General features: G+C 72.9%; 18 protein-coding genes. 13 read left to right on the forward strand and 5 right to left on the reverse strand.

Annotation, left to right across the window (positions count from 1 at the left end):
- Nucleotides 1-18: 18 nt before the first annotated feature.
- Genes ssuE through AB0447_RS08800 form a run of 5 tightly spaced genes read left to right on the forward strand, consistent with a single transcriptional unit; the run spans nucleotide 19 to nucleotide 4,959 of the window.
- A complete protein-coding gene (ssuE, locus tag AB0447_RS08780; RefSeq protein ID WP_366475842.1) occupies nucleotides 19-576 on the forward strand; it encodes an NADPH-dependent FMN reductase in 558 nt (185 codons plus the stop codon).
- Nucleotides 577-623: 47 nt separating this feature from the next.
- Nucleotides 624-1,658, forward strand: a complete 1,035-nt coding sequence (locus tag AB0447_RS08785; protein WP_366475843.1) for an ABC transporter substrate-binding protein — start codon at nucleotides 624-626, stop codon at nucleotides 1,656-1,658.
- A 7-nt stretch (nucleotides 1,659-1,665) separates the two neighbouring features.
- Nucleotides 1,666-2,457, forward strand: coding sequence for an ABC transporter ATP-binding protein (locus AB0447_RS08790; protein ID WP_366475844.1), 792 nt, complete (start codon nucleotides 1,666-1,668; stop codon nucleotides 2,455-2,457).
- Nucleotides 2,454-3,539 carry an ABC transporter permease subunit gene (locus AB0447_RS08795; protein WP_366475845.1) on the forward strand — a complete coding sequence of 362 codons (1,086 nt, stop codon included), beginning with the start codon at nucleotides 2,454-2,456 and terminating at the stop codon, nucleotides 3,537-3,539. The genes AB0447_RS08790 and AB0447_RS08795 overlap by 4 nt, the downstream gene beginning before the upstream one ends.
- 31 nt (nucleotides 3,540-3,570) lie before the next feature.
- Nucleotides 3,571-4,959: an LLM class flavin-dependent oxidoreductase gene (locus AB0447_RS08800; RefSeq protein ID WP_366475846.1), complete on the forward strand. Its 1,389-nt coding sequence runs from the start codon at nucleotides 3,571-3,573 to the stop codon at nucleotides 4,957-4,959.
- 152 nt (nucleotides 4,960-5,111) lie between these two features.
- On the opposite strand, the gene AB0447_RS08805 is transcribed toward AB0447_RS08800, so the two are convergent.
- The 3 genes from AB0447_RS08805 to AB0447_RS08815 are packed head-to-tail and all read right to left on the reverse strand — an operon-like array spanning nucleotide 5,112 to nucleotide 7,455.
- Complete coding sequence (locus tag AB0447_RS08805) at nucleotides 5,112-6,029, reverse strand: NADP-dependent oxidoreductase (RefSeq protein WP_366475847.1); 918 nt, start codon at nucleotides 6,027-6,029, stop codon at nucleotides 5,112-5,114.
- A gap of 47 nt (nucleotides 6,030-6,076) precedes the next feature.
- Entirely contained in the window at nucleotides 6,077-6,799 is a 723-nt protein-coding gene (locus AB0447_RS08810) for a DUF2470 domain-containing protein (RefSeq protein ID WP_366475848.1), read from the reverse strand.
- Between the two features lie 47 nt (nucleotides 6,800-6,846).
- Nucleotides 6,847-7,455 (reverse strand): helix-turn-helix domain-containing protein, encoded by a 609-nt coding sequence (locus AB0447_RS08815; RefSeq protein ID WP_366475849.1) that lies wholly within the window; start codon nucleotides 7,453-7,455, stop codon nucleotides 6,847-6,849.
- 98 nt (nucleotides 7,456-7,553) lie between these two features.
- Here AB0447_RS08815 and AB0447_RS08820 point away from each other — a divergent pair, with 98 nt between their 5' ends.
- Both AB0447_RS08820 and AB0447_RS08825 read left to right on the forward strand, forming a co-directional pair.
- Nucleotides 7,554-7,949, forward strand: coding sequence for a cell division protein SepF (locus AB0447_RS08820; RefSeq protein WP_366475851.1), 396 nt, complete (start codon nucleotides 7,554-7,556; stop codon nucleotides 7,947-7,949).
- Nucleotides 7,950-8,367: 418 nt separating this feature from the next.
- Nucleotides 8,368-9,537, forward strand: coding sequence for an ATP-binding protein (locus tag AB0447_RS08825; RefSeq protein WP_366476004.1), 1,170 nt, complete (start codon nucleotides 8,368-8,370; stop codon nucleotides 9,535-9,537).
- A 13-nt stretch (nucleotides 9,538-9,550) separates the two neighbouring features.
- Here the strand turns inward: AB0447_RS08825 and AB0447_RS08830 are convergent, their stop codons facing one another.
- Nucleotides 9,551-10,774 (reverse strand): transposase, encoded by a 1,224-nt coding sequence (locus AB0447_RS08830; protein ID WP_366475852.1) that lies wholly within the window; start codon nucleotides 10,772-10,774, stop codon nucleotides 9,551-9,553.
- 143 nt (nucleotides 10,775-10,917) lie between these two features.
- On the opposite strand from AB0447_RS08830, the gene AB0447_RS08835 reads away from it, so the two are divergent.
- A complete protein-coding gene (locus tag AB0447_RS08835) occupies nucleotides 10,918-11,301 on the forward strand; it encodes a nucleotide pyrophosphohydrolase (RefSeq protein ID WP_366475853.1) in 384 nt (127 codons plus the stop codon).
- A 120-nt stretch (nucleotides 11,302-11,421) separates the two neighbouring features.
- Nucleotides 11,422-11,907 (forward strand): DUF6099 family protein, encoded by a 486-nt coding sequence (locus tag AB0447_RS08840; RefSeq protein WP_366475854.1) that lies wholly within the window; start codon nucleotides 11,422-11,424, stop codon nucleotides 11,905-11,907.
- Nucleotides 11,908-11,969: 62 nt separating this feature from the next.
- Here the strand turns inward: AB0447_RS08840 and AB0447_RS08845 are convergent, their stop codons facing one another.
- A complete protein-coding gene (locus tag AB0447_RS08845; protein WP_366475855.1) occupies nucleotides 11,970-12,170 on the reverse strand; it encodes a hypothetical protein in 201 nt (66 codons plus the stop codon).
- Between the two features lie 207 nt (nucleotides 12,171-12,377).
- Here AB0447_RS08845 and AB0447_RS08850 point away from each other — a divergent pair, with 207 nt between their 5' ends.
- Genes AB0447_RS08850 through AB0447_RS08865 form a run of 4 tightly spaced genes read left to right on the forward strand, consistent with a single transcriptional unit; the run spans nucleotide 12,378 to nucleotide 18,279 of the window.
- Nucleotides 12,378-13,301: an LLM class F420-dependent oxidoreductase gene (locus tag AB0447_RS08850; RefSeq protein ID WP_366475856.1), complete on the forward strand. Its 924-nt coding sequence runs from the start codon at nucleotides 12,378-12,380 to the stop codon at nucleotides 13,299-13,301.
- A gap of 7 nt (nucleotides 13,302-13,308) precedes the next feature.
- On the forward strand, nucleotides 13,309-14,172 hold the full coding sequence (gene mmuM / locus AB0447_RS08855) for a homocysteine S-methyltransferase (RefSeq protein WP_366475857.1): 864 nt from the start codon (nucleotides 13,309-13,311) through the stop codon (nucleotides 14,170-14,172).
- Between the two features lie 43 nt (nucleotides 14,173-14,215).
- On the forward strand, nucleotides 14,216-15,703 hold the full coding sequence (locus AB0447_RS08860) for a 3' terminal RNA ribose 2'-O-methyltransferase Hen1 (protein WP_366475859.1): 1,488 nt from the start codon (nucleotides 14,216-14,218) through the stop codon (nucleotides 15,701-15,703).
- Nucleotides 15,700-18,279 (forward strand): polynucleotide kinase-phosphatase, encoded by a 2,580-nt coding sequence (locus tag AB0447_RS08865; protein ID WP_366475860.1) that lies wholly within the window; start codon nucleotides 15,700-15,702, stop codon nucleotides 18,277-18,279. Before AB0447_RS08860 ends, AB0447_RS08865 begins: the two co-directional genes overlap by 4 nt.
- Nucleotides 18,280-18,451 lie beyond the last annotated feature (172 nt).

Consider the following 18,451-nt stretch of genomic DNA (forward strand, 5'->3'; position numbering starts at 1 on the left):
TCACCCGAAAGGGACCCCGTGCCCCACATCCTCGCCCTCACCGGCAGCCCGTCCGTCCACTCCCGCACCGCCGTCGTCGCCGACCACGCCCTGCGCCGCCTCGCCCACGCCGGCCTCGACACCGCCCACCTGGCCGTACGCGAACTCCCCGCCGCCGACCTGCTGGCCGCCCGCACCGGACAGCCCGAACTGCGCCGCGCACTGGCCGCCGTGGCCCGGGCCGACGGCGTGGTCATCGCCACCCCCGTCTACAAGGCCTCGTACACCGGCCTCCTCAAGTCCTTCCTCGACCTGCTCCCGCAGGACGGCCTGGCCGGCAAGACGGTGCTGCCGCTCGCCACCGGCGGCAGCCTCGCCCACGTACTCACCCTCGACTACGCCCTGCGCCCGGTGCTCGCGGCGCTGGGCGCCCGCCACGTCACCGCCGGCCGGTTCGTCCTCGACTCCTCCGTCGAGCGCGGCGACGGACCCGACCGGCTGCGGCCCGAGGCCGAACTCGACCTCTACCAGGCCGTGGACGAGTTCGCGGACGCCGTCCGCACAGGTGCCGCCGTCGTCACCGCCGCCACCCCCTGACCGACACCGACCGATCCCCCCCCCGGCACCGACAAGGAACCACGACCATGCCCGCAGCCTTCACCTCGTCCACCACCTCCCGGCGCCAGTTCCTCACCCTGCTCGGCATCTCGGCGGCCGCGGTGAGCTGCGGCACGGCCACCGCCGAGGGCGGCGGTTCCGGCAGCCGGGTCAAGACCCTCAAGTACCAGGGCGCCGTCGGCCAGGTCACCCTTCCCGAACTCGCCGCGGACCTCGGCCACTTCGGCGACGTCACCCTGGAGTGGGTCGGCAACACCATCAGCGGCCCGCAGGACATCCAGTCCGCCGCCACCGGCCAGACCCACTTCGGCAGCGCCTTCAACGGCGCCGTCATCAAACTCGCCTCCACCAAGGCCCCGATCAAGGCCGTCATCTCCTCCTACGGATCGGACCGGCACTCCTACGGCGGCTACTTCGTCCTGGAGGACAGCCCGATCCGCTCCGCCCGGGACCTGATCGGCACATCGGTCGGCATGAACACCCTGGGCGCCCACTACCAGGCCCTGCTGGACATCTACCTGAGCCGCAACGGCCTCTCCGAGGCGGAGGCGGCCAAGGTCGAACCCCTCGTGGTGCCGCCCGTCAACACCGAACAGGCGCTGCGGCAGAAGCAGATCGAGGTCGGGGTGCTCAGCGGGGTCCTGCGCGACAAGGCCCTGGCGAACGGCGGCATCCGCCCGCTGTTCACCGACACCGAGCTGCTCGGCCCGTTCAGCGCCGGCACCTACATCATGACCGAGCGCTTCATCAAGCAGAATCCGGACACCGTACGGACCTTCGTGACCGGCGTGGCCAAGGCCATCGAGTACTCCCGTACGACCCCCCGCGACGAGGTCGTCGCCCGGATGACGGAGATCGTCGGGAAGCGCGGCCGCAACGAGGACACCGCCGCCCTGAAGTACTGGCGCTCGTACGGGGTCGCCGAGACGGGCGGCCGGATCTCCGACAAGGAGTTCCAGCTGTGGCTCGACTGGCTCGGCGGGCGGGGCGACATCAAGCAGGGGCGGCTGAAGGCCTCCGACCTCTACACCAACGAGTTCAACGCATACGGAAAGGGCTGAGGCCGCCATGGCGGACATCGTGTTCGACGGGGTGCGCAAGGACTTCGGGGAGTTCACCGCCCTCGACGGCATCGACCTGGAGATCGGCAGCGGCGAGTTCACGGTGGTCGTCGGCCCCAGCGGCTGCGGCAAGTCCACCCTGCTGGACCTGCTGGGCGGGCTGGCCGAGCCCAGCGGCGGCCGGATCCTCCTCGACGGGCGCCCGGTGACCGGACCCGGCCTGGACCGGGGCATCGTCTTCCAGCAGTACGCGCTGCTGCCGTGGCGTACGGCGCAGGGCAACGTGGAGTTCGGACTGGAGGCCACCGGCGTGCCGCGGCGGCAGCGCGCCGCCCGGGCGCGGGAGTTCCTCGACCTGGTCGGACTGGCCGGCTTCGAGGAGCGCCATCCGCACGAGCTGTCCGGCGGCATGCGCCAGCGCGTGGCGATCGCCCGCTCCCTCGCGTACGACCCGGACGTGCTGCTGATGGACGAGCCGTTCGCGGCGCTGGACGCCCAGACCCGCGAATCGCTCCAGGACGAGCTGCGCCGGATCTGGCAGAGCACCGGCAAGACCGTCGTGTTCATCACCCACGGCATCGAAGAGGCCGTCTACCTCGGGCAGCGGGTGGCGGTCATGACGTCCCGGCCCGGCCGCATCAAGGAAGTCGTCCCGGTCTCCTTCGGGGACCGTTCCGGACTGCTGGGCGAGGACCTGCGGTCCAGCCCGGAGTTCGCCCGCTACCGCCACGAGATCTGGACCCTCCTCCACGACGAGGTGGCCCGGGCCCAGCAACTGGAGAAGGAGGCCGTCGCATGACACCGCACACCACGACGGGTCTGACACGGCCGGCGGCCACCACGGCCCCGCCGGGCCCGGAGGCGCAGGCCGCCGCGGCACCCGTGGAGACCGGGGCTGTGGCGTCGTCCACCGGGACGGAGGTTTCGGCGCCCGCCGGGATGGATGCGGCGTCCGCCGACCGGACGGGGACGGAGGTTCCGGCGCCCCCCGGGACGGGGGTTCCGGCGAAGGCGTCGGCTCCCGCCGGCCCGCGCCCCGTCCGCGCCGGGTCCGCCGGTTCCGCCCGGTCCGCCGGGTCCGCCGGGTCCGCCGCCCGTTCCGCCGCCCTCGCCGTCGGCCGCGCCCTGCGTGCCGTGGCCGTCCGTTCCGCCGCCGTCCTCGCCCTGATCGTCCTCTGGGAGACCGCCCCGCGGGCCGGCCTGGTCGACGCCACCTTCCTCCCGCCGATCAGCGAGGTCGCCGTCGCCTGGTGGGAGCTGCTCGGAGACGGACAGCTGGCCGAGCACGCCCGGGCCAGCCTCGTCCGCTCCTTCGGCGGGTTCGGCATCGCCGTGGCCGCCGCCGTGCCGCTCGGCCTGCTGATCGGCTGGTACCGGCCGCTCGCCGACCTCCTCAACCCGCTGCTGGAGGTCTTCCGCAACACCGCCGCCCTGGCGCTGCTGCCGGTCTTCGTCCTGCTGCTGGGCATCGGCGAGACCTCCAAGGTGTCGATCGTCGTCTACGCCTGCCTCTGGCCCGTCCTGCTCAACACCATCAGCGCCGTCCGCAACGCCGACCCCACCCTGGTCAAGCTGGCCCGCTCGATGGACCTGTCCACGCTCCGGCTGTTCCAGAAGGTGATCCTCCCGGCCTCCGTCCCGGTGATCTTCACCGGGATCCGGCTGGCCGGCGCCGTGTCGATCCTGGTCCTCGTCGCCGCCGAGATGATCGGAGCCAAGGCCGGCCTCGGATACCTCATCAACGCCTCGCAGTTCAACTTCGCGATCCCGCAGATGTACGCGGGGATCATCACGATCTCGGCGATCGGCGTGGCCTTCAACCAACTCCTCGTCACCCTCGAGCGCCGCCTCAGCCTCTGGCGCGTCCCCACCAACGGCTGACCAGCCGCCCCGACCACACCCAGGAAGCGCCATGACCGATCAGACGCCCCGCACGCCCCGCACGCCCCGCACGCCCAGTACACCCCGCACGTCCCGCACCCTGCACCTCAACGCGTTCCTGATGAACGCCGGTCACCACGACGCCGCCTGGCGCCACCCGGACAGCAGCCCCGAGCGCGTCACCGACCTGCGGTACTTCCAGGAGCTGGCCCGCACCGCCGAGCGCGGACGGCTCGACTCGGTCTTCTTCGCCGACGGGCTCGCCCTCTGGGGCAAGGCCCGCTACAACGCCCTCGGCGGGTTCGAGCCGCTCACGCTGCTCTCCGCCATTGCCGCCGTCACCGAGCACATCGGGCTCATCGCCACCGTCTCAACCACCTTCAACGAGCCCTTCCACACGGCCCGGAAGTTCGCCTCCCTCGACCACATCAGCGGCGGCCGCGCCGGCTGGAACATCGTCACCTCCGGCACCGTCGACGAGGCCCGCAACTTCAACCGGGACGAGCACCTGGAGCACGGCCTCCGCTACGACCGGGCCCGCGAGTTCCTCGACGTCGCCACCAAGCTCTGGGACAGCTGGGAGGACGACGCGATCGTCCTCGACAAGGAGCGCGGCATCTACGCCGACACCGACAAGCTGCACCCGGCCGCCCACCGCGGCGAGCACTTCGGCGTCGCCGGCCCGCTCAACGTGCCCCGCTCGCCCCAGGGCCACCCGCTCCTGGTGCAGGCCGGATCCTCCGAGGACGGCAAGGAGTTCGCCGCCCAGTACGCCGAGGCCGTCTTCACCGCCCAGCAGACCCTCGCCGACGGCCAGACCTTCTACAAGGACCTCAAGTCCCGCCTGGCGAAGTTCGGCCGCACCGAGAGCGACCTGCTCGTCCTGCCCGGCATCGCGCCCGTCATCGGCTCCACCGAGGCCGAGGCCAAGGCCCTGGAGCAGCAGCTCACCGAGCTCCAGGTGCCGGAGTACGGACTCGCCCAGCTCTCCGGGATGCTCGGCGTCGACCTCACCGGGCTCCCCCTCGACGGCCCGCTGCCCGACCTGCCCGAGGAGCGGGACATCAACGGCAACAAGAGCCGCTTCACCCTCGTCGCCGAGCTCGGCCGCCGCGAAGGCCTCACGCTGCGCGAGCTGATCGCCCGCCTCGGCGCCGGCCGCGGTCACCGGGTCTTCGCCGGCACCCCGGAGCAGATCGCCGACCAGCTGGAGGAGTGGTTCACCCGGGGAGCCGCCGACGGCTTCAACATCATGGCGCCGGTCCTGCCCACCGGCCTGACCGACTTCGTCGACCAGGTCGTGCCGATCCTCCAGCGCCGCGGGCTCTTCCGCACCGAGTACACCGGCCGCACCCTGCGCGAGAACTACGGCCTGCCGCGCCCCGCCAACCGCTACGCCCGTGCCGGGCGGAGCGCATGACCGGCCACCCGGCGGAGCGGGGCTCCGGCCCGGCGGCGCAGCCGATCACCGCGTAGCGCCGCTCCTGGCCGGGGTGCCCTGAACCGCGGGTGCCGCCGGAGACCGGGGCTCGGTCTCCGGCGGCACCCGCCCGTGCGCGCGCGGTCCTGACGTCAGACCGTCAGGACGATCTTGCCGCGGGTGCGGCCGGAGGCGCTGAGCTCCCACGCCTTCGCGGCTTCCTCCAGCGGCAGCGCGTGCGCGACGCTGACGTCCAGCTTGCCGGCGTCGGCGAGTTCGGCCAGGAAGGTGAGGTCGGTGGTGTCCGGCCGCACCCACAGCTGGTGGGCGCCCTTCGAGGCGGCCTGGTAGTCGGCGATGGACACCACCCGGTCGCGCTGCCGCACCAGCGGCTGGAGGATGTCCACCCCGTCCCCGTAGAAGTCGAGGCCGGCGTCGATGCCGTCGGGGGCCAGGGCACGGATCCGGTCCGCGAGGCCCTCGCCGTACAGGACCGGCTCGGCACCGAGCGACCGCAGGTAGTCGTGGTTGTGGGCGCCGGACGTGCCGATCACGCGCAGGCCGAGGGCGACCGCGATCTGCACGCCCAGGGAGCCGGTGCCGCCGGCCGCCGAGTGGATCACCACGGTCTCGCCGGCCTTCAGGCCGACCCGGGTGAGGGACTGGTACGCGGTCAGGCCGGCCAGCGGTATGCCGGCGGCCTGCTCGAAGGTGAGGGCGCGCGGCTTGCGGGCGAGGGTGCGGACGGGGGCGGCGACCAGCTCGGCGTAGGTGCCGAGCTCCACCCACTCCTTGCGGACGTAGCCGTAGACCTCGTCGCCGACGGCGTAGTCGAAGGTGTCCTCGCCGACCGCCTCGACGACACCGGCCACGTCCCAGCCGGGGATGACGGGGTAGCGGACTTCGAGGATGGAGTCGAGGTATCCGGAGGACAGCTTCCAGTCGACCGGGTTGACCCCGGCGGCCTTCACCCGCACCAGCACCTCGCCGGGCCCGACCTTGGGCTGCGGGACCTCAACGAGCTGAAGAGCAGCGGGTGTTCCGTATGCGCTGTACGTGATTGCCTTCATGATCTAGGGCAACCGGGCGCCGTACCGCGGTATTCCGGGAGGTCCGGTCAGGCGGGCAGGGTGTTGCGGTGCGAGCGCCGGCGGGCGGCGCTGAGCAGGGCATGGATCTGGGCGCCGGACTGTTCCACGTCGTCCAGCGGGGAGGGGAAGGGCAGCCGGACGTCGCGGTGGCCGCTGCGCAGCTCCAGCCGCAGGGTGATCCCGTACCGGTCGATCGCGAGCGGCAGCGCGCGCAGGACGGCGCCGGCCGGCTGCTGCGGGACCAGCCGGAGCAGCAGGGTGACCAGCTCGGGGTGGTCGTCGAGGAGGTGGGTGAGCATGCCCGCCTCGTACGGGGCGAGCGGGTCGGGACAGGCCTCGTCCAGCTCGTCGAGCCCGATGTACGCGCGGCCCCCGGAGGTCTCCAGGACGGCCTGGGCGTACTCCACGCAGGTGCTGTCGGCGAGGTCCGCCGGGAACGGCGTCAGCAGCCGCCCGAGGATGGTGACGCGGGCGCGCACCCGGTCGCGGACCGGAGCGGGGGAGACGTCGGTGAACTCCAGCCGGATCGCGGGGCGGTCGTCCTGGGCCGGGGCGCGTTCCGGGACGGGGTGGAGGTGGAACCGGCCGAGGACGTCGGAGCCGTCCATCTGGCGGACCTCGGTACGGATTCCGTCGGTGACCACGGTCATGGAGTGGGCGGCGGCGAGTACGGAGCGGACCCGTTCGGCGTCGGTGGGCCGGGCGGGGGTGCTGGCGGCCGGGGAGGCAGGGGCACCGGGCATGCGCATGCGGATCTCTCCATCATCCCGAGGAGGCGTGGTTAGGCATGCCTAACCTAACCCATCTCCCGGCTGCTGAGTAGCCGGTGGGTCAGCGCGCCGAGGGCGCGCGCGATCCGCTCCGGGCTGAGCCCGCGGCCGTGCCGCTGGTACTGGTAGGCGTCCGGGGCCAGCGGGCTGAGCGCGATGTCCGCCCAGGCGTCGGGATCCTCCACTCCCGCCTCGGCCAGCAGGGCGCGCACGTGGCGGCGCCAGTCGCCGTACGCATCGCCGGTGTACCGGGCCGGTCCCGTCCCGGCCCCCAGGGCCAGCGGAAGGTGGCGTTCGAGCAGCTCCACGGCCGCCGTGTAGAAGGCGGCGAGCCGCTCGGCGGCCGGCGCGCCGGGGCCCAGCGGCGGCGGACCGTACGTCAACCTCTCCTGGAGCAGCCGCTCGTGCTCGTCGAGGAGGGCCGCGGCGACCGCCCGGGGATCGGGGAACCGGCGGTACAGGGTGGCCCGGCCCACCCCGGCCGCCTTCGCTATCTGGTCCATCGTGACGGTCCGCGGATCCCGTTCGGCGAACAGCTGGTCGGCCGCGGCGAGAATCTGCTCGCGGTTGCGCACCGCGTCGATCCGCCGGGTGCGCGGACGGGGCAGTGTACGAAGCTCATCGCGACTGCTCATGGGCGCGACCCTACGTCGTTCGTGTCGGTGTTGGGCTGAACGGGTGAAACGCGAGAGGATGGCGGGATGCACATGAAGCGTGGGGCCGAGGTGGGCCGGTGAGCAGGTACGACGTCACCGACGAACAGTGGGAGGGGCTCGCGCAGGTCGTGCCCCTGCGCAGTCGCAACGAGTGGCCGTCGCGGGTGGATCACCGCACCATCCCCGCGGCCGACCGGACGGCCGGCGCGGAGCAGCGGCGCTTCGTCGTCCTCCGGGTCCAGGTCTTCGCGGACGCCCGCGAGGTCGCCGAATACCTGGTCGCGCAGATCCCGGTCCTGCTCGACCTGACCGGTGCCGACGGCGAAGTGGCCAAGCGCATCCTGGACTTCAGCAGCGGGGTGGTCTTCGGTCTGGGCAGCGGGATGCACCGGGTGGACCGGAACGTCTTCCTGCTCGCCCCGGTCGGCACCGAAGTCGAGGGCATCGCGGCTGCAGCCGTCCCCCGATCGTAGGAAGGTCCCGCCGGTGGAACGGTTCGGCGGCGCACCGCGCCACCGGCCGGGCCGTACCGTCCGCCGCATGGACGCCACCCTGCACCCCGCCGCGCCGGCCACCGGGCGCGGCACCGCCGACCTGCCGGCTGATCCGGTCGGTCCGGCAGATCCGGTCGGTCCGGCAGATCCGGTCGGTCCGGCTGGTCCCGCCGGTCCCGCCGGTCCCGCCGGTCCCGCTGGTTTCGTCGGTCCGGCTGGTCCGGTCGGTTCGGCTCGTTCGGCCGAGCCTGGTTCGGCGCCCGGTTCGGTCTTATCCGCCGGACCGGAGGCCGGGCCGGCCGCGCCCGTACGGTCCGCCGGCCCGACAGCGCCCGTACGGTCCGCCGGAGCGGGGCGGGGCGGTGGGGTGCCGGACCCGCGGACGTACGACTGGCGGATCGGGCGGCCGGACGCCGGCGTTGCGCCCCCGCACACCCGGGTGGCGGGCGGGCAGCTGCGGCCGGCCGTGTCCGAGTTGAGGCTGTCCGCCTTCGGGCGGCACCGCGCCGCCGCCTTCGCCTTCGGGCCGGTCACCCTCCTCGCCGGACCCAGCGGCAGCGGCAAGTCCCAGGTGCTTGCCGCCTACTCCGCCCTCGCCGGACTCGGGTCCGGGGCCGCACTGGACGAGGTGTTCCCCGACCCGGCCGGCTGCGTCCCGGACCGGGCCCTGCCGGACGCGGCCGGACGCCGCGGCTTCCGGATCGGCTGTACGGTCGACGGCCCGGGCGGGCCCGTCCGCCTCGACCTCGCCGTGCAGGCCGAACCCGAGCTGCGGATCGTCGGCGAACGGCTCAGCGCGGCCGGGCAGACCCTGCTCACCACCGCCCTGCGGGACCCCGGCCGGCGGACGGTCCAGGCCGCCTGGCTGACCGGCGGCACCGGCGGGGTCACCCGCGCCCCGCTGCCCGACGACCTGCTCGGCACCGCCCTGCTGCCGCTGCGGGTGGCCGGCCGGACCGAGGGCCAGCGCCGGGTACTGGACGCCGCGGAACAGGTGGTGGTCGCCCTGCGCTCGGTGTACGCCTGCGACCCGAAGCCGGACCGGATGCGGGCGCCCGCGGTCCTGGGGGAGGGCCGGCTGGCCGGTGACTGCGGCAACCTGGCCGACGTACTGCGCCGGACCCGCAACGAGTGCGGCACCCGGCACGCCCTCCTGGTGGACGCGGCGCGGAACGCCTGCGCGGGTCCGGTGCAGGACCTGGCGGCCCGGGCGGTCGCCGGCGGGCGGGTGGCCGCCGACCTGCTCCGCGGCACCGGCCCGGCCACCGTGCTGGGCCGGCTGGGCGACGGCGAGCTCCGCTTCCTGGCGCTGGCGCTGGTGCTGCTCACCGGGCCCGGGGTGCTCGCGGTGGAGCCGGCCACCGAACTGCCCTCGGCCCGGCAGGCGCTGACCGTGCTCGCCGACGGCTTCGACCGGGGGATGGACGCGCGGCAGCGGGCCGAACTGGTCCGGCTGGCCCGGCTGTCCGGCGGGCGGGGGCACCTGCGGCTGGTCGCGGCGGTCGGAGAGGAAGCGGCGGGCGCACGCGGGCTGCCGGGGGTGACGGTGGTAGACCTGGGGCTTTGACATCCTCCCCGCCCTAAAGGACGGGGATTCCTGGCTCACGTCGCCTGCGGACCGGCGGTCCGTCAGGTCTTGCACGATCAGCACCAGCCGGGTTGAGACCAGCCCGGACGAGCATCACGCGGGCTGAGTTCTTGTCTCTTGGCGAGACGGCTCCGCACGCGGTGCACGTATACGTTCGTTCTGAAAGAGGTAGTGCGTGCTTGGCTCTTGCTCCGCACTGTGCGCAGTCCATGGTGGTGTGCGCGGGGTTGACGAGGTGGAGTTCACGGCCGTGTTTGCGGGCCATGTGGATCAGCGCCTGTTTGGTCGCGGAGATCGACGCGTCGGCCGCCTTCTTCGCCATGGTGGACTTGGCGAGGAACTTCGGGCGGAAGTCCTCGACCGCGAGCCGGTCATGGTCGCGGACCACGCTCTTCGCCCACTTGCGGCCGGTGTCCTCACGCTGCCGGACCACCTTCTTGTGCAGCTTCGCGGTCTGCCGCTTCGCCTCCCGGTAGCCCTTCGACCCCGGCTTTCCCTTCGGGGGACGACGCCGGGCCATCATCCGCTGATAGCGGGCCAGACGCTGAGCGGCGGTCTTGCCGTGCTGCGCGTGGGGCAGATCGTGGGTGTCGCTGGTTGTGGTCGCCGTCTCCTGCACGCCCCAGTCGATCCCAATGTCCCGGCCCGTGGCGGGCAGGGCCTCGGTCGTGGTAGCGACAACGAAGCTGGCGTACCAGTGCCCGAGGCTGTCCCGGTAGATCCGCACCGAGGACGGCGGCTTGGGCAGGTCCCGCGACCACACCACCGATACCACGACACCGCCCGCCAGGTGCAGACGACCGTCCTTGATCCCGAAACCGCGCTGCGTGTAGTTCAGGCTCGGGTCCGCCGTGTGCTTCTTCTTGTAGCGAGGCATACTCGTCCGCTGCCGCACCGGCAACCGGGCCTTGATGTCCTTCAACGCCTTGGCCCGGGACTTGGCGAAGTCCCGGATGATCTGCTGCTGCAGAACCGACGAACCTTCGCGCAGCCACCCGTTCGCGGCGCGGGCTTCGGTCAGCATCTTGTCCAGACGGGCCGGACCGCATTTCTCATCCTCGGCGTAAGCCTTCTTCGACCGGGCCGCACACTCGTTCCAGACCCACCGGCACCGCACCCACTCCGCTTCCAGAGCGGCACGGGCCGTGGACGACACACGAAGCCGGTAGGTGTACCGGGCGTGCCCGGCCTCCTCGGCTATCGCTGTCGTCGTCATGGATCAAAGCTAGCCGTCGACACTGACAACAGCCGAAAGCGCAGGTCACACCAGATGCGACACGAACTCCGCCGCTCCGCGGCTCCGCCCCAAGGACCCATTCCTCCCCGGGCTGAAGGCCGGGGCATCCTGGGAGAGACCTGGTGAACGCAGACAGGGAAGACAGGGCGGACGGCGGCGAGCGGCTGGGGCAACTCCAGCGACGGCTCGCCGAGTTCGCGGCGGCGCGCGGCTGGGAGCCGTACCACACGCCGAAGAACCTGGCGGTGGCGCTGAGCGTGGAGGCCGCCGAACTGGTGGAGATCTTCCAGTGGCTGACCCCGGAACAGTCGGAGCGGGTGATGGAGGAGCCGGACACCGCGCACCGGGTGGCCGACGAGGTGGCCGACGTCCTGGCGTACCTGCTGCAGTTCTGTGAGGTCCTCGGGGTGGATGTGCTGGATGCGCTCGCCGCGAAGATCGAGAGGAACGAGCTCCGCTTCCCGCTGCCGGGTGCTCGGGGACCGGACCGTCACTCTTCGGAGTGATGGCGTCATCCACAACCTTGATTCTGTCCACATTTTCCGAATACCCCTAGCCTTACCGGCCCGTTGCCCTCACTCTGGGTAGTGGTGAGTACGGGGTGTCGTGCGGACGGGGGACGGCATATGGATGCGGTACGGCTTATTGCGGCCGGCCGGCATGCGCTGGCACAGAGCGGGGCGGCGACGGACATCGTCGCCGAAGCCTGGCAGGCGCAGGCATTGGCCCAGGGGATCGGGAGCTGGCTGGCGGTCACCGGGCCGCGGGAGCTCAGAGCGGAGGCCCGGGGGCTGGGCGAGGCGGGGACCAGAGGCTGCGGTGTGCTCGACCGGGCGCAGCTACAGGGGGAGGGCAGAGTGCCCGACCATCCGCCGCGGGCTGCCCAGTTGAGCGGGGTCTCGGACATCCGGCAGGTGCTGCTCGGGTTGCAGGCGCTGTTGGGCGAGGTGGGCATAGCGCTGGTCGGGGTGGCCTGCGCCACCGATGACGATGCCCTGTACTGGCCGTGCATAGAGGCCATCGACGCGGCAGACGAGTCCAGCGACCGCGTCCGGTCGATCCTGCGCCGGCTGTCGGTGCGCGAGCGGGGTTCAGCCTCCGGGGTCGCCTAGGTTCCGTCCGGGCGGGGCCCCGGGCGGGTCCCGCCGCGCGGGGCGGCGGGACCGGGACCTGCTCAGCTCCGGAAGGGGGAGGGGTTCCCGTTCTCGGGGGTGCGCTCCGCGGAGGACTGGAGGTCGGCGTCGAGCTGGGAGAGGTCGGCGTTCAGTGCGGCCATCAGCTCTTCCATCTGCTGGAGAAGTCCCTTCGGTGCGCCGCTCTGTGCGGGTACCGCGGGCTCCGGTCCGGTGTGCTCGGGCACGGACTCCTGGGACATGGCGGCGGCCTCCTCGGCCCGGTCCCTTCCAAAGCGGAAGGGTGCGGTGGACGCACCGGCGAACGGGCCGCCGGCGCGCGGGCCGGGCGGTCCGGCTCCGTCCGAGCCAACGATCCCCATCGGCGCTGGTCACTGGCGAGGACGGGGCCGGGGCTCGACGTTGACGGAGATTCACCCGGCAGGGGTGGGAAGGGCAGGATGGGATGCATGGATCTCCGCATTTTCACCGAACCCCAGCAGGGCGCCGACTACGACACCCTGCTGAAGGTGGCCAAGGCCACCGAAGACCTCGGCTTCGACGCGTTCTTCCGCTCGGACCACTATCTGAAGATGGGCTCGGCCGACGGGCTGCCCGGCCCCACCGACGCCTGGATCACCCTCGCGGGCCTGGCCCGAGAGACCAAGCGGATCCGGCTCGGCACCCTGATGACCGCCGGCACCTTCCGGCTGCCCGGGGTGCTCGCCATCCAGGTCGCGCAGGTGGACCAGATGTCCGGCGGCCGGATCGAACTGGGCCTCGGCGCGGGCTGGTTCGAGCAGGAGCACAAGGCGTACGGGATCCCCTTCCCGGCGGAGCGGATCGCCCGGCTGGAGGAGCAGCTGGCCATCGTCACCGGCCTGTGGGGCACCGAGACCGGGCAGACCTTCGACTACACCGGCGCCTACTACCGGATCGAGGACTCGCCCGCGCTGCCCAAGCCCGCCCAGGCCAGGGTGCCGGTGCTGATCGGCGGCCACGGGGCCAAGCGCACCCCGGCGCTGGCGGCCCGGTACGCGGACGAGTTCAACATGCCGTTCGCCTCCGTCGCCGACAGCGAGCGGCAGTTCGGCCGGGTCCGGGCCGCCGTCGAAGAGGCAGGCCGCAAGCCCGAGGAGCTCGTCTACTCCAACGCGCTCGTCGTGTGCGTCGGCAAGGACGAGGCCGAGGTGGCCCGCCGGGCCGCCGCCATCGGCCGGGAGGTAGACGAGCTCAAGGCCAACGGGCTGGCCGGCTCGCCCGCCGAGGTGGTGGAGAAGATCGGCACCTACGCGGAGCTCGGCTCCTCGCGGATCTACCTCCAGGTGCTCGACCTCGACGACCTGGACCACCTGGAGCTGATCTCCTCCCAGGTCTTGTCCCAGCTCGGCTGACGGCCCGATGACCCGCGCATCCGGCCCGCTCGCCGACGCCCTCGCCCGCCGCACCGTCCTGCTGGACGGCGGGCTCAGCAACCAGCTCGCCGACCAGGGCTGCGACCTGTCCGGCGGCCGTTGGACGGGCCGGGTGCTGGACGAGGCCCCGGAGCAGGTCCTGGCCGCCCACACCGCCTACGCCCGGGCCGGCGCCGAGGTGCTGATCACCGCGAGCTACCAGGTCGGGGCCGAACCGCCGCTGCTGCACCGCAGCGTCGCCCTGGCCGCGCGGGCCGCCGAAACCGCGGACCACGAGGTGTGGGTGGCCGCCTCGGTCGGCCCGTACGGCGCACTGCTGGCGGACGGCTCCGAGTACCGCGGCCGGTACGGCCTGAGCGTGGCCGCCCTGGCCGACTGGCACCGCCCCCGCATCGAGGCCCTGCTGGCGGCCGGCCCCGACGTCCTCGCCCTGGAGACCGTCCCGGACACCGAGGAGGCCGAGGCCTTGCTGTCCGTCCTCGCCGGGACCGGCGCCCGCGCCTGGCTGTCGTACACCGTGCAGGGCGGCCGGACCCGGGCCGGCCAGCCCCTCGCCGAGGCCTTCGCACAGGCCGCCGCATCCGAGGAGGTCATCGCGGTCGGGGTCAACTGCTGTGACCCCGCGGAGGTCCTGCCGGCCGTCGCCCTCGCCGCCGCCACCGGCAAACCCGTCGTCGCCTACCCCAACGACGGCTCCGTCTGGGACGCCACGGCCGGCCTCTGGCACCCGCCGCCCGCCCCCGTCCCCTGGCCGGTCACCGCCTGGCAGCAGTCCGGCACCCGCCTCATCGGCGGCTGCTGCCGCATCGGCCCGCCCGACATCGCCGCCCTGGCAGCCCGGACCACCTGAAAACCGTTGGCCGGACGACAGCGGTCCGCACATACTCACACGCATGTTCCTGACGATCACTACGACCGGTACCACCGAGCACCCCGCCACTGACCTGGGCTTCCTGCTGCACAAGCATCCCGGCAAGGCGCAGGCGTTCGCCACCTCCCACGGCACGGCCCACGTCCTCTACCCCGAGGCCACGGACGAGCGGTGCACGGCCGCGCTGCTGCTCGAGGTCGACCCGGTGGCGCTGGTCCGGCGAGGTCAGGGCAAGGGGCGGGGCGGGACTCCCGATGCCGCGCTCGGGCAGTACGTCAACGACCGGCCGTACGCCGCGTCCTCGCTGCTCGCCGTCGCGCTCAGCAGCGTCTTCCGCAGCGCCCTGAAGGGGCAGTGCGCCGCCCGGCCGGAGCTGCCGGAGCGGGCACTGCCGCTGCGGATCGAGGTTCCGGTGCTGCCCGCGCGCGGCGGCCCCGAGCTGGTTCAGCGGCTGTTCGGGCCGCTGGGCTGGGCATCCGTGGAGGCCGTCCCGGTCCGGCTGGACGCCGAGTTCCCGGAGTGGGGCGACTCCCGCTACGTACGGCTCGTCCTCGAAGGCGAGCTCAAGCTCGCCGACGCGCTGCGACAGCTGTACGTCCTGCTGCCCGTGCTGGACGACGCCAAGCACTACTGGGTGGCCCCCGACGAGGTCGACAAGCTGCTGCGGGCCGGTGACGGATGGCTGGCCGGGCACCCCGAACACCAGCTCATCACCGCCCGCTACCTGTCCCGCCGCCGGGGCCTGACCCGGGACGCCATGGAGCGCCTGGAACTGGTCCGGCTCGCCGAGGCCGACGGCAGCGAGGTCGAGGAGATCGACAACGCCGTCGACGAATCCCAGGACACCGAGGAGCGGCCGGTGCCGCTGGCCGTGCAGCGCCGCGACGCCATCCTCGCCGCCCTGCGCGCGGCCGGCGCGCAGCGCGTGCTGGACCTCGGTTGCGGGCAGGGGCAGCTGGTGCAGGAACTCCTCAAGGACGTCGCCTTCACCGAGATCACCGGCGTGGACGTGTCCATGCGCGCCCTGACCGTCGCCGCCCGGCGGCTGCGGCTGGACCGCATGGGCGAACGGCAGGCCGCCCGGGTCACCCTGTTCCAGGGCTCCCTGGCCTACACCGACAAGCGGCTGGCCGGCTACGACGCGGCCGTGCTCAGCGAGGTCATCGAGCACCTGGACCTGCCCCGGCTGCCCGCCCTCGAGTACGCGGTGTTCGGCTCGGCCCGCCCCCGCACGGTCCTCGTCACCACCCCGAACGTCGAGTACAACGTCCGCTGGGAGTCCCTGCCCGCCGGCCACGTCCGGCACGGCGACCACCGCTTCGAATGGACCCGGGACGAGTTCCGGGCCTGGGCGGGGGAAACAGCCGGGCGGTACGGGTACGAGGCCGCGTTCCTGCCGGTCGGACCCGACGACCCCGAGGTCGGGCCGCCCACCCAGATGGCCGTCTTCACCCTGGTGAACGACAGCGAGAGCGCCAACGAGAGCCCGAAGGAGGGCAAGGCCGCATGAACACCACCGAGAACCTGAACAAGCGGGTGCTGCCCGTCACCGACCTGTCCCTCGTCGTCCTGATCGGCGCCACCGGCTCGGGCAAGTCCACCTTCGCCCGCAAGCACTTCAAGCCCACCGAGATCCTCTCCTCCGACTACTGCCGGGGCCTGGTCGCCGACGACGAGAACGACCAGAGCGCCAGCCGGGACGCCTTCGACGTCCTCCACTACATCGCCGGCAAGCGGCTGGCCGCCGGCCGGCTCACCGTCGTGGACGCCACCAGCGTCCAGCAGGAAGCCCGCCGCCAGCTGGTCCAGCTGGCCCGCGCCCACGACGTGCTGCCCATCGCGATCGTCCTCGACATGCCCGAGGAGGTGTGCGCCGAACGCAACGCGGCCCGCCCCGACCGGGCCGGGCTGCCCCGCCAGGTCATCCAGCGGCACCGCCGCGACCTCCGCCGCTCGCTGCGCGGCCTGGAGCGGGAGGGCTTCCGCAAGGTGCACGTCCTGCGCAGCGTCGAGGAGGCCGAGGCCGCCGAGGTCGTCCTGGAGAAGCGCTTCAACGACCTCACCCACCTCACCGGACCCTTCGACATCATCGGTGACATCCACGGCTGTTCCTCCGAGCTGGAGACCCTGCTCGCCAAGCTCGGCTACCGGGACGGTGTCCACCCGGAGGGCCGCACCGCCGTGTTCGTCGGCGACCTCGTCGACCGCGGACCCGACAGCCCCGGCGTCCTGCGTCGCGTCATGGGCATGGTCAAGTCGGGCAACGCCCTGTGCGTGCCCGGAAACCACGAGAACAAGCTCGGCCGGTACCTCAAGGGGCGCAAGGTCCAGCAGACCCACGGCCTCGCCGAGACGGTCGAGCAGCTGGCCCGGGAGGACGAGGAGTTCGTCGCCGAGGTCCGCGAGTTCATCGACGGGCTGGTCAGCCACTACGTGCTCGACGGCGGCAAGCTGGTGGTCTGCCACGCTGGCCTGCCGGAGAAGTACCACGGCCGCACCTCCGGCCGGGTCCGCTCGCACGCCCTCTACGGGGACACCACCGGCGAGACCGACGAGTTCGGCCTGCCCGTGCGCTACCCGTGGGCCGAGGAGTACCGGGGCAAGGCCGTGGTGGTGTACGGCCACACCCCGGTCCCGGACACCTCGTGGATCAACAACACCATCTGCTTGGACACCGGCGCCGTCTTCGGCGGCAGGATGACCGCGCTGCGCTGGCCGGAGCGCGAACTGGTCGACGTACCGGCCGAGAAGGTCTGGTACGAGCCGGTCAAGCCGCTGGTCGCCCAGGCGCCCGGGGGCCTGGAGGGGCGCCCGCTGGACCTGGCCGACGTCCACGGCCGGCGGATCGTCGAGACCCGGCACCTCGGCAACGTCACGGTGCGGGAGGAGAACGCGGCGGCCGCCCTGGAGGTGATGAGCCGGTTCGCGGTCGACCCGCGGCTGGTGCCGTACCTGCCGCCGACCATGGCACCGACCGCCACCTCGAAGGAGGAGGGGTACCTGGAGCACCCGGCCGAGGCGTTCGCGCAGTACCGCAAGGACGGCATCGAGCGGGTCGTGTGCGAGGAGAAGCACATGGGCTCGCGCGCGGTCGTGCTGCTCTGCAAGGACGCGGCCGCGGCCGGGGAGCGCTTCGGGGTGACCGGAGCCACCGGGTCCGTCTACACCCGCACCGGGCGGCCCTTCTTCGACGACCCGCAGGTCACCGAGGAGGTCCTCACCCGCCTGCGGGACGCGGTCGACGGCGCCGGCCTGTGGGAGGAGCTCGCTGCATCCGACAGCGCCTCCGGCGCGGGCGACTGGCTGCTGCTCGACGGCGAACTGCTGCCGTGGTCGCTGAAGTCCACCGGACTGCTCCGCAACCAGTACGCGGCGGTGGGCGCGGCGGCCGGCGCGGTGTTCCCGGAGGCGCTGGCCGCGCTGGAGGCGGCCGCCGCGCGCGGTGTCGACACCGGCGAACTGCTCGCCCGGCAGCGCGGCCGGGCGGAGGGCGCGGCCGCGTTCACCGAGGCGTACCGGCGCTACTGCTGGACCACCGACGGCCTCGACGGGGTCCGCTACGCGCCGTTCCAGCTGCTGGCGGCGCAGGGCCGCAGCCTGGCCGCGGTCCCGCACGACCGGCAGCTGGCCTGGCTGGACCGGCTGGTCGAGGCGGACGAGAAGAACGGGACCGGGCTGCTGCGGCGGACCGGCCGGATGGTGGTGGATCCTGCGGACCCGGAGTCGGTACGGGCGGGCACCGAGTGGTGGCTGGAGCTGACGGCCGCGGGCGGCGAGGGGATGGTCGTCAAGCCGCTGCAGGCGTATGCGCGGGGCGCGGACGGGCGGCTGGTACAGCCGGGCGTCAAGGTCCGGGGACGGGAGTACCTGCGGATCATCTACGGGCCGGAGTACACGCGTCCGGAGAACCTTGAGCGGCTGCGGCAGCGGTTCCTCGGGCACAAGCGGTCGCTGGCGCTGCGGGAGTATGCGCTGGGTCTGGAGGCGGTGGACCGGCTGGCGGCGGGGGAGCCGTTGTGGCGGGTGCACGAGGCGGTGTTCGCGGTGCTGGCGCTGGAGTCGGAGCCGGTCGACCCCCGGCTCTGAGCTCCGCCCCCTGCCGCCCGCTGCCGCCGGGCTTCCGGCCTCCGCTGCCGTACCCCGGCGGGTCGAAACCCGCCGGGGTACGGGCCGTGCTCGGCTGCGGCGCCGTTGCCGGGGCGCTGCCCCGGACCCCGCGCCTCAATCGCCGGCGGGGCTGGATTTGGCTGCTGCCGGT

Source organism: Streptomyces sp. NPDC051211 (genome assembly GCF_040689505.1).
Lineage (GTDB): Bacteria > Actinomycetota > Actinomycetes > Streptomycetales > Streptomycetaceae > Streptomyces.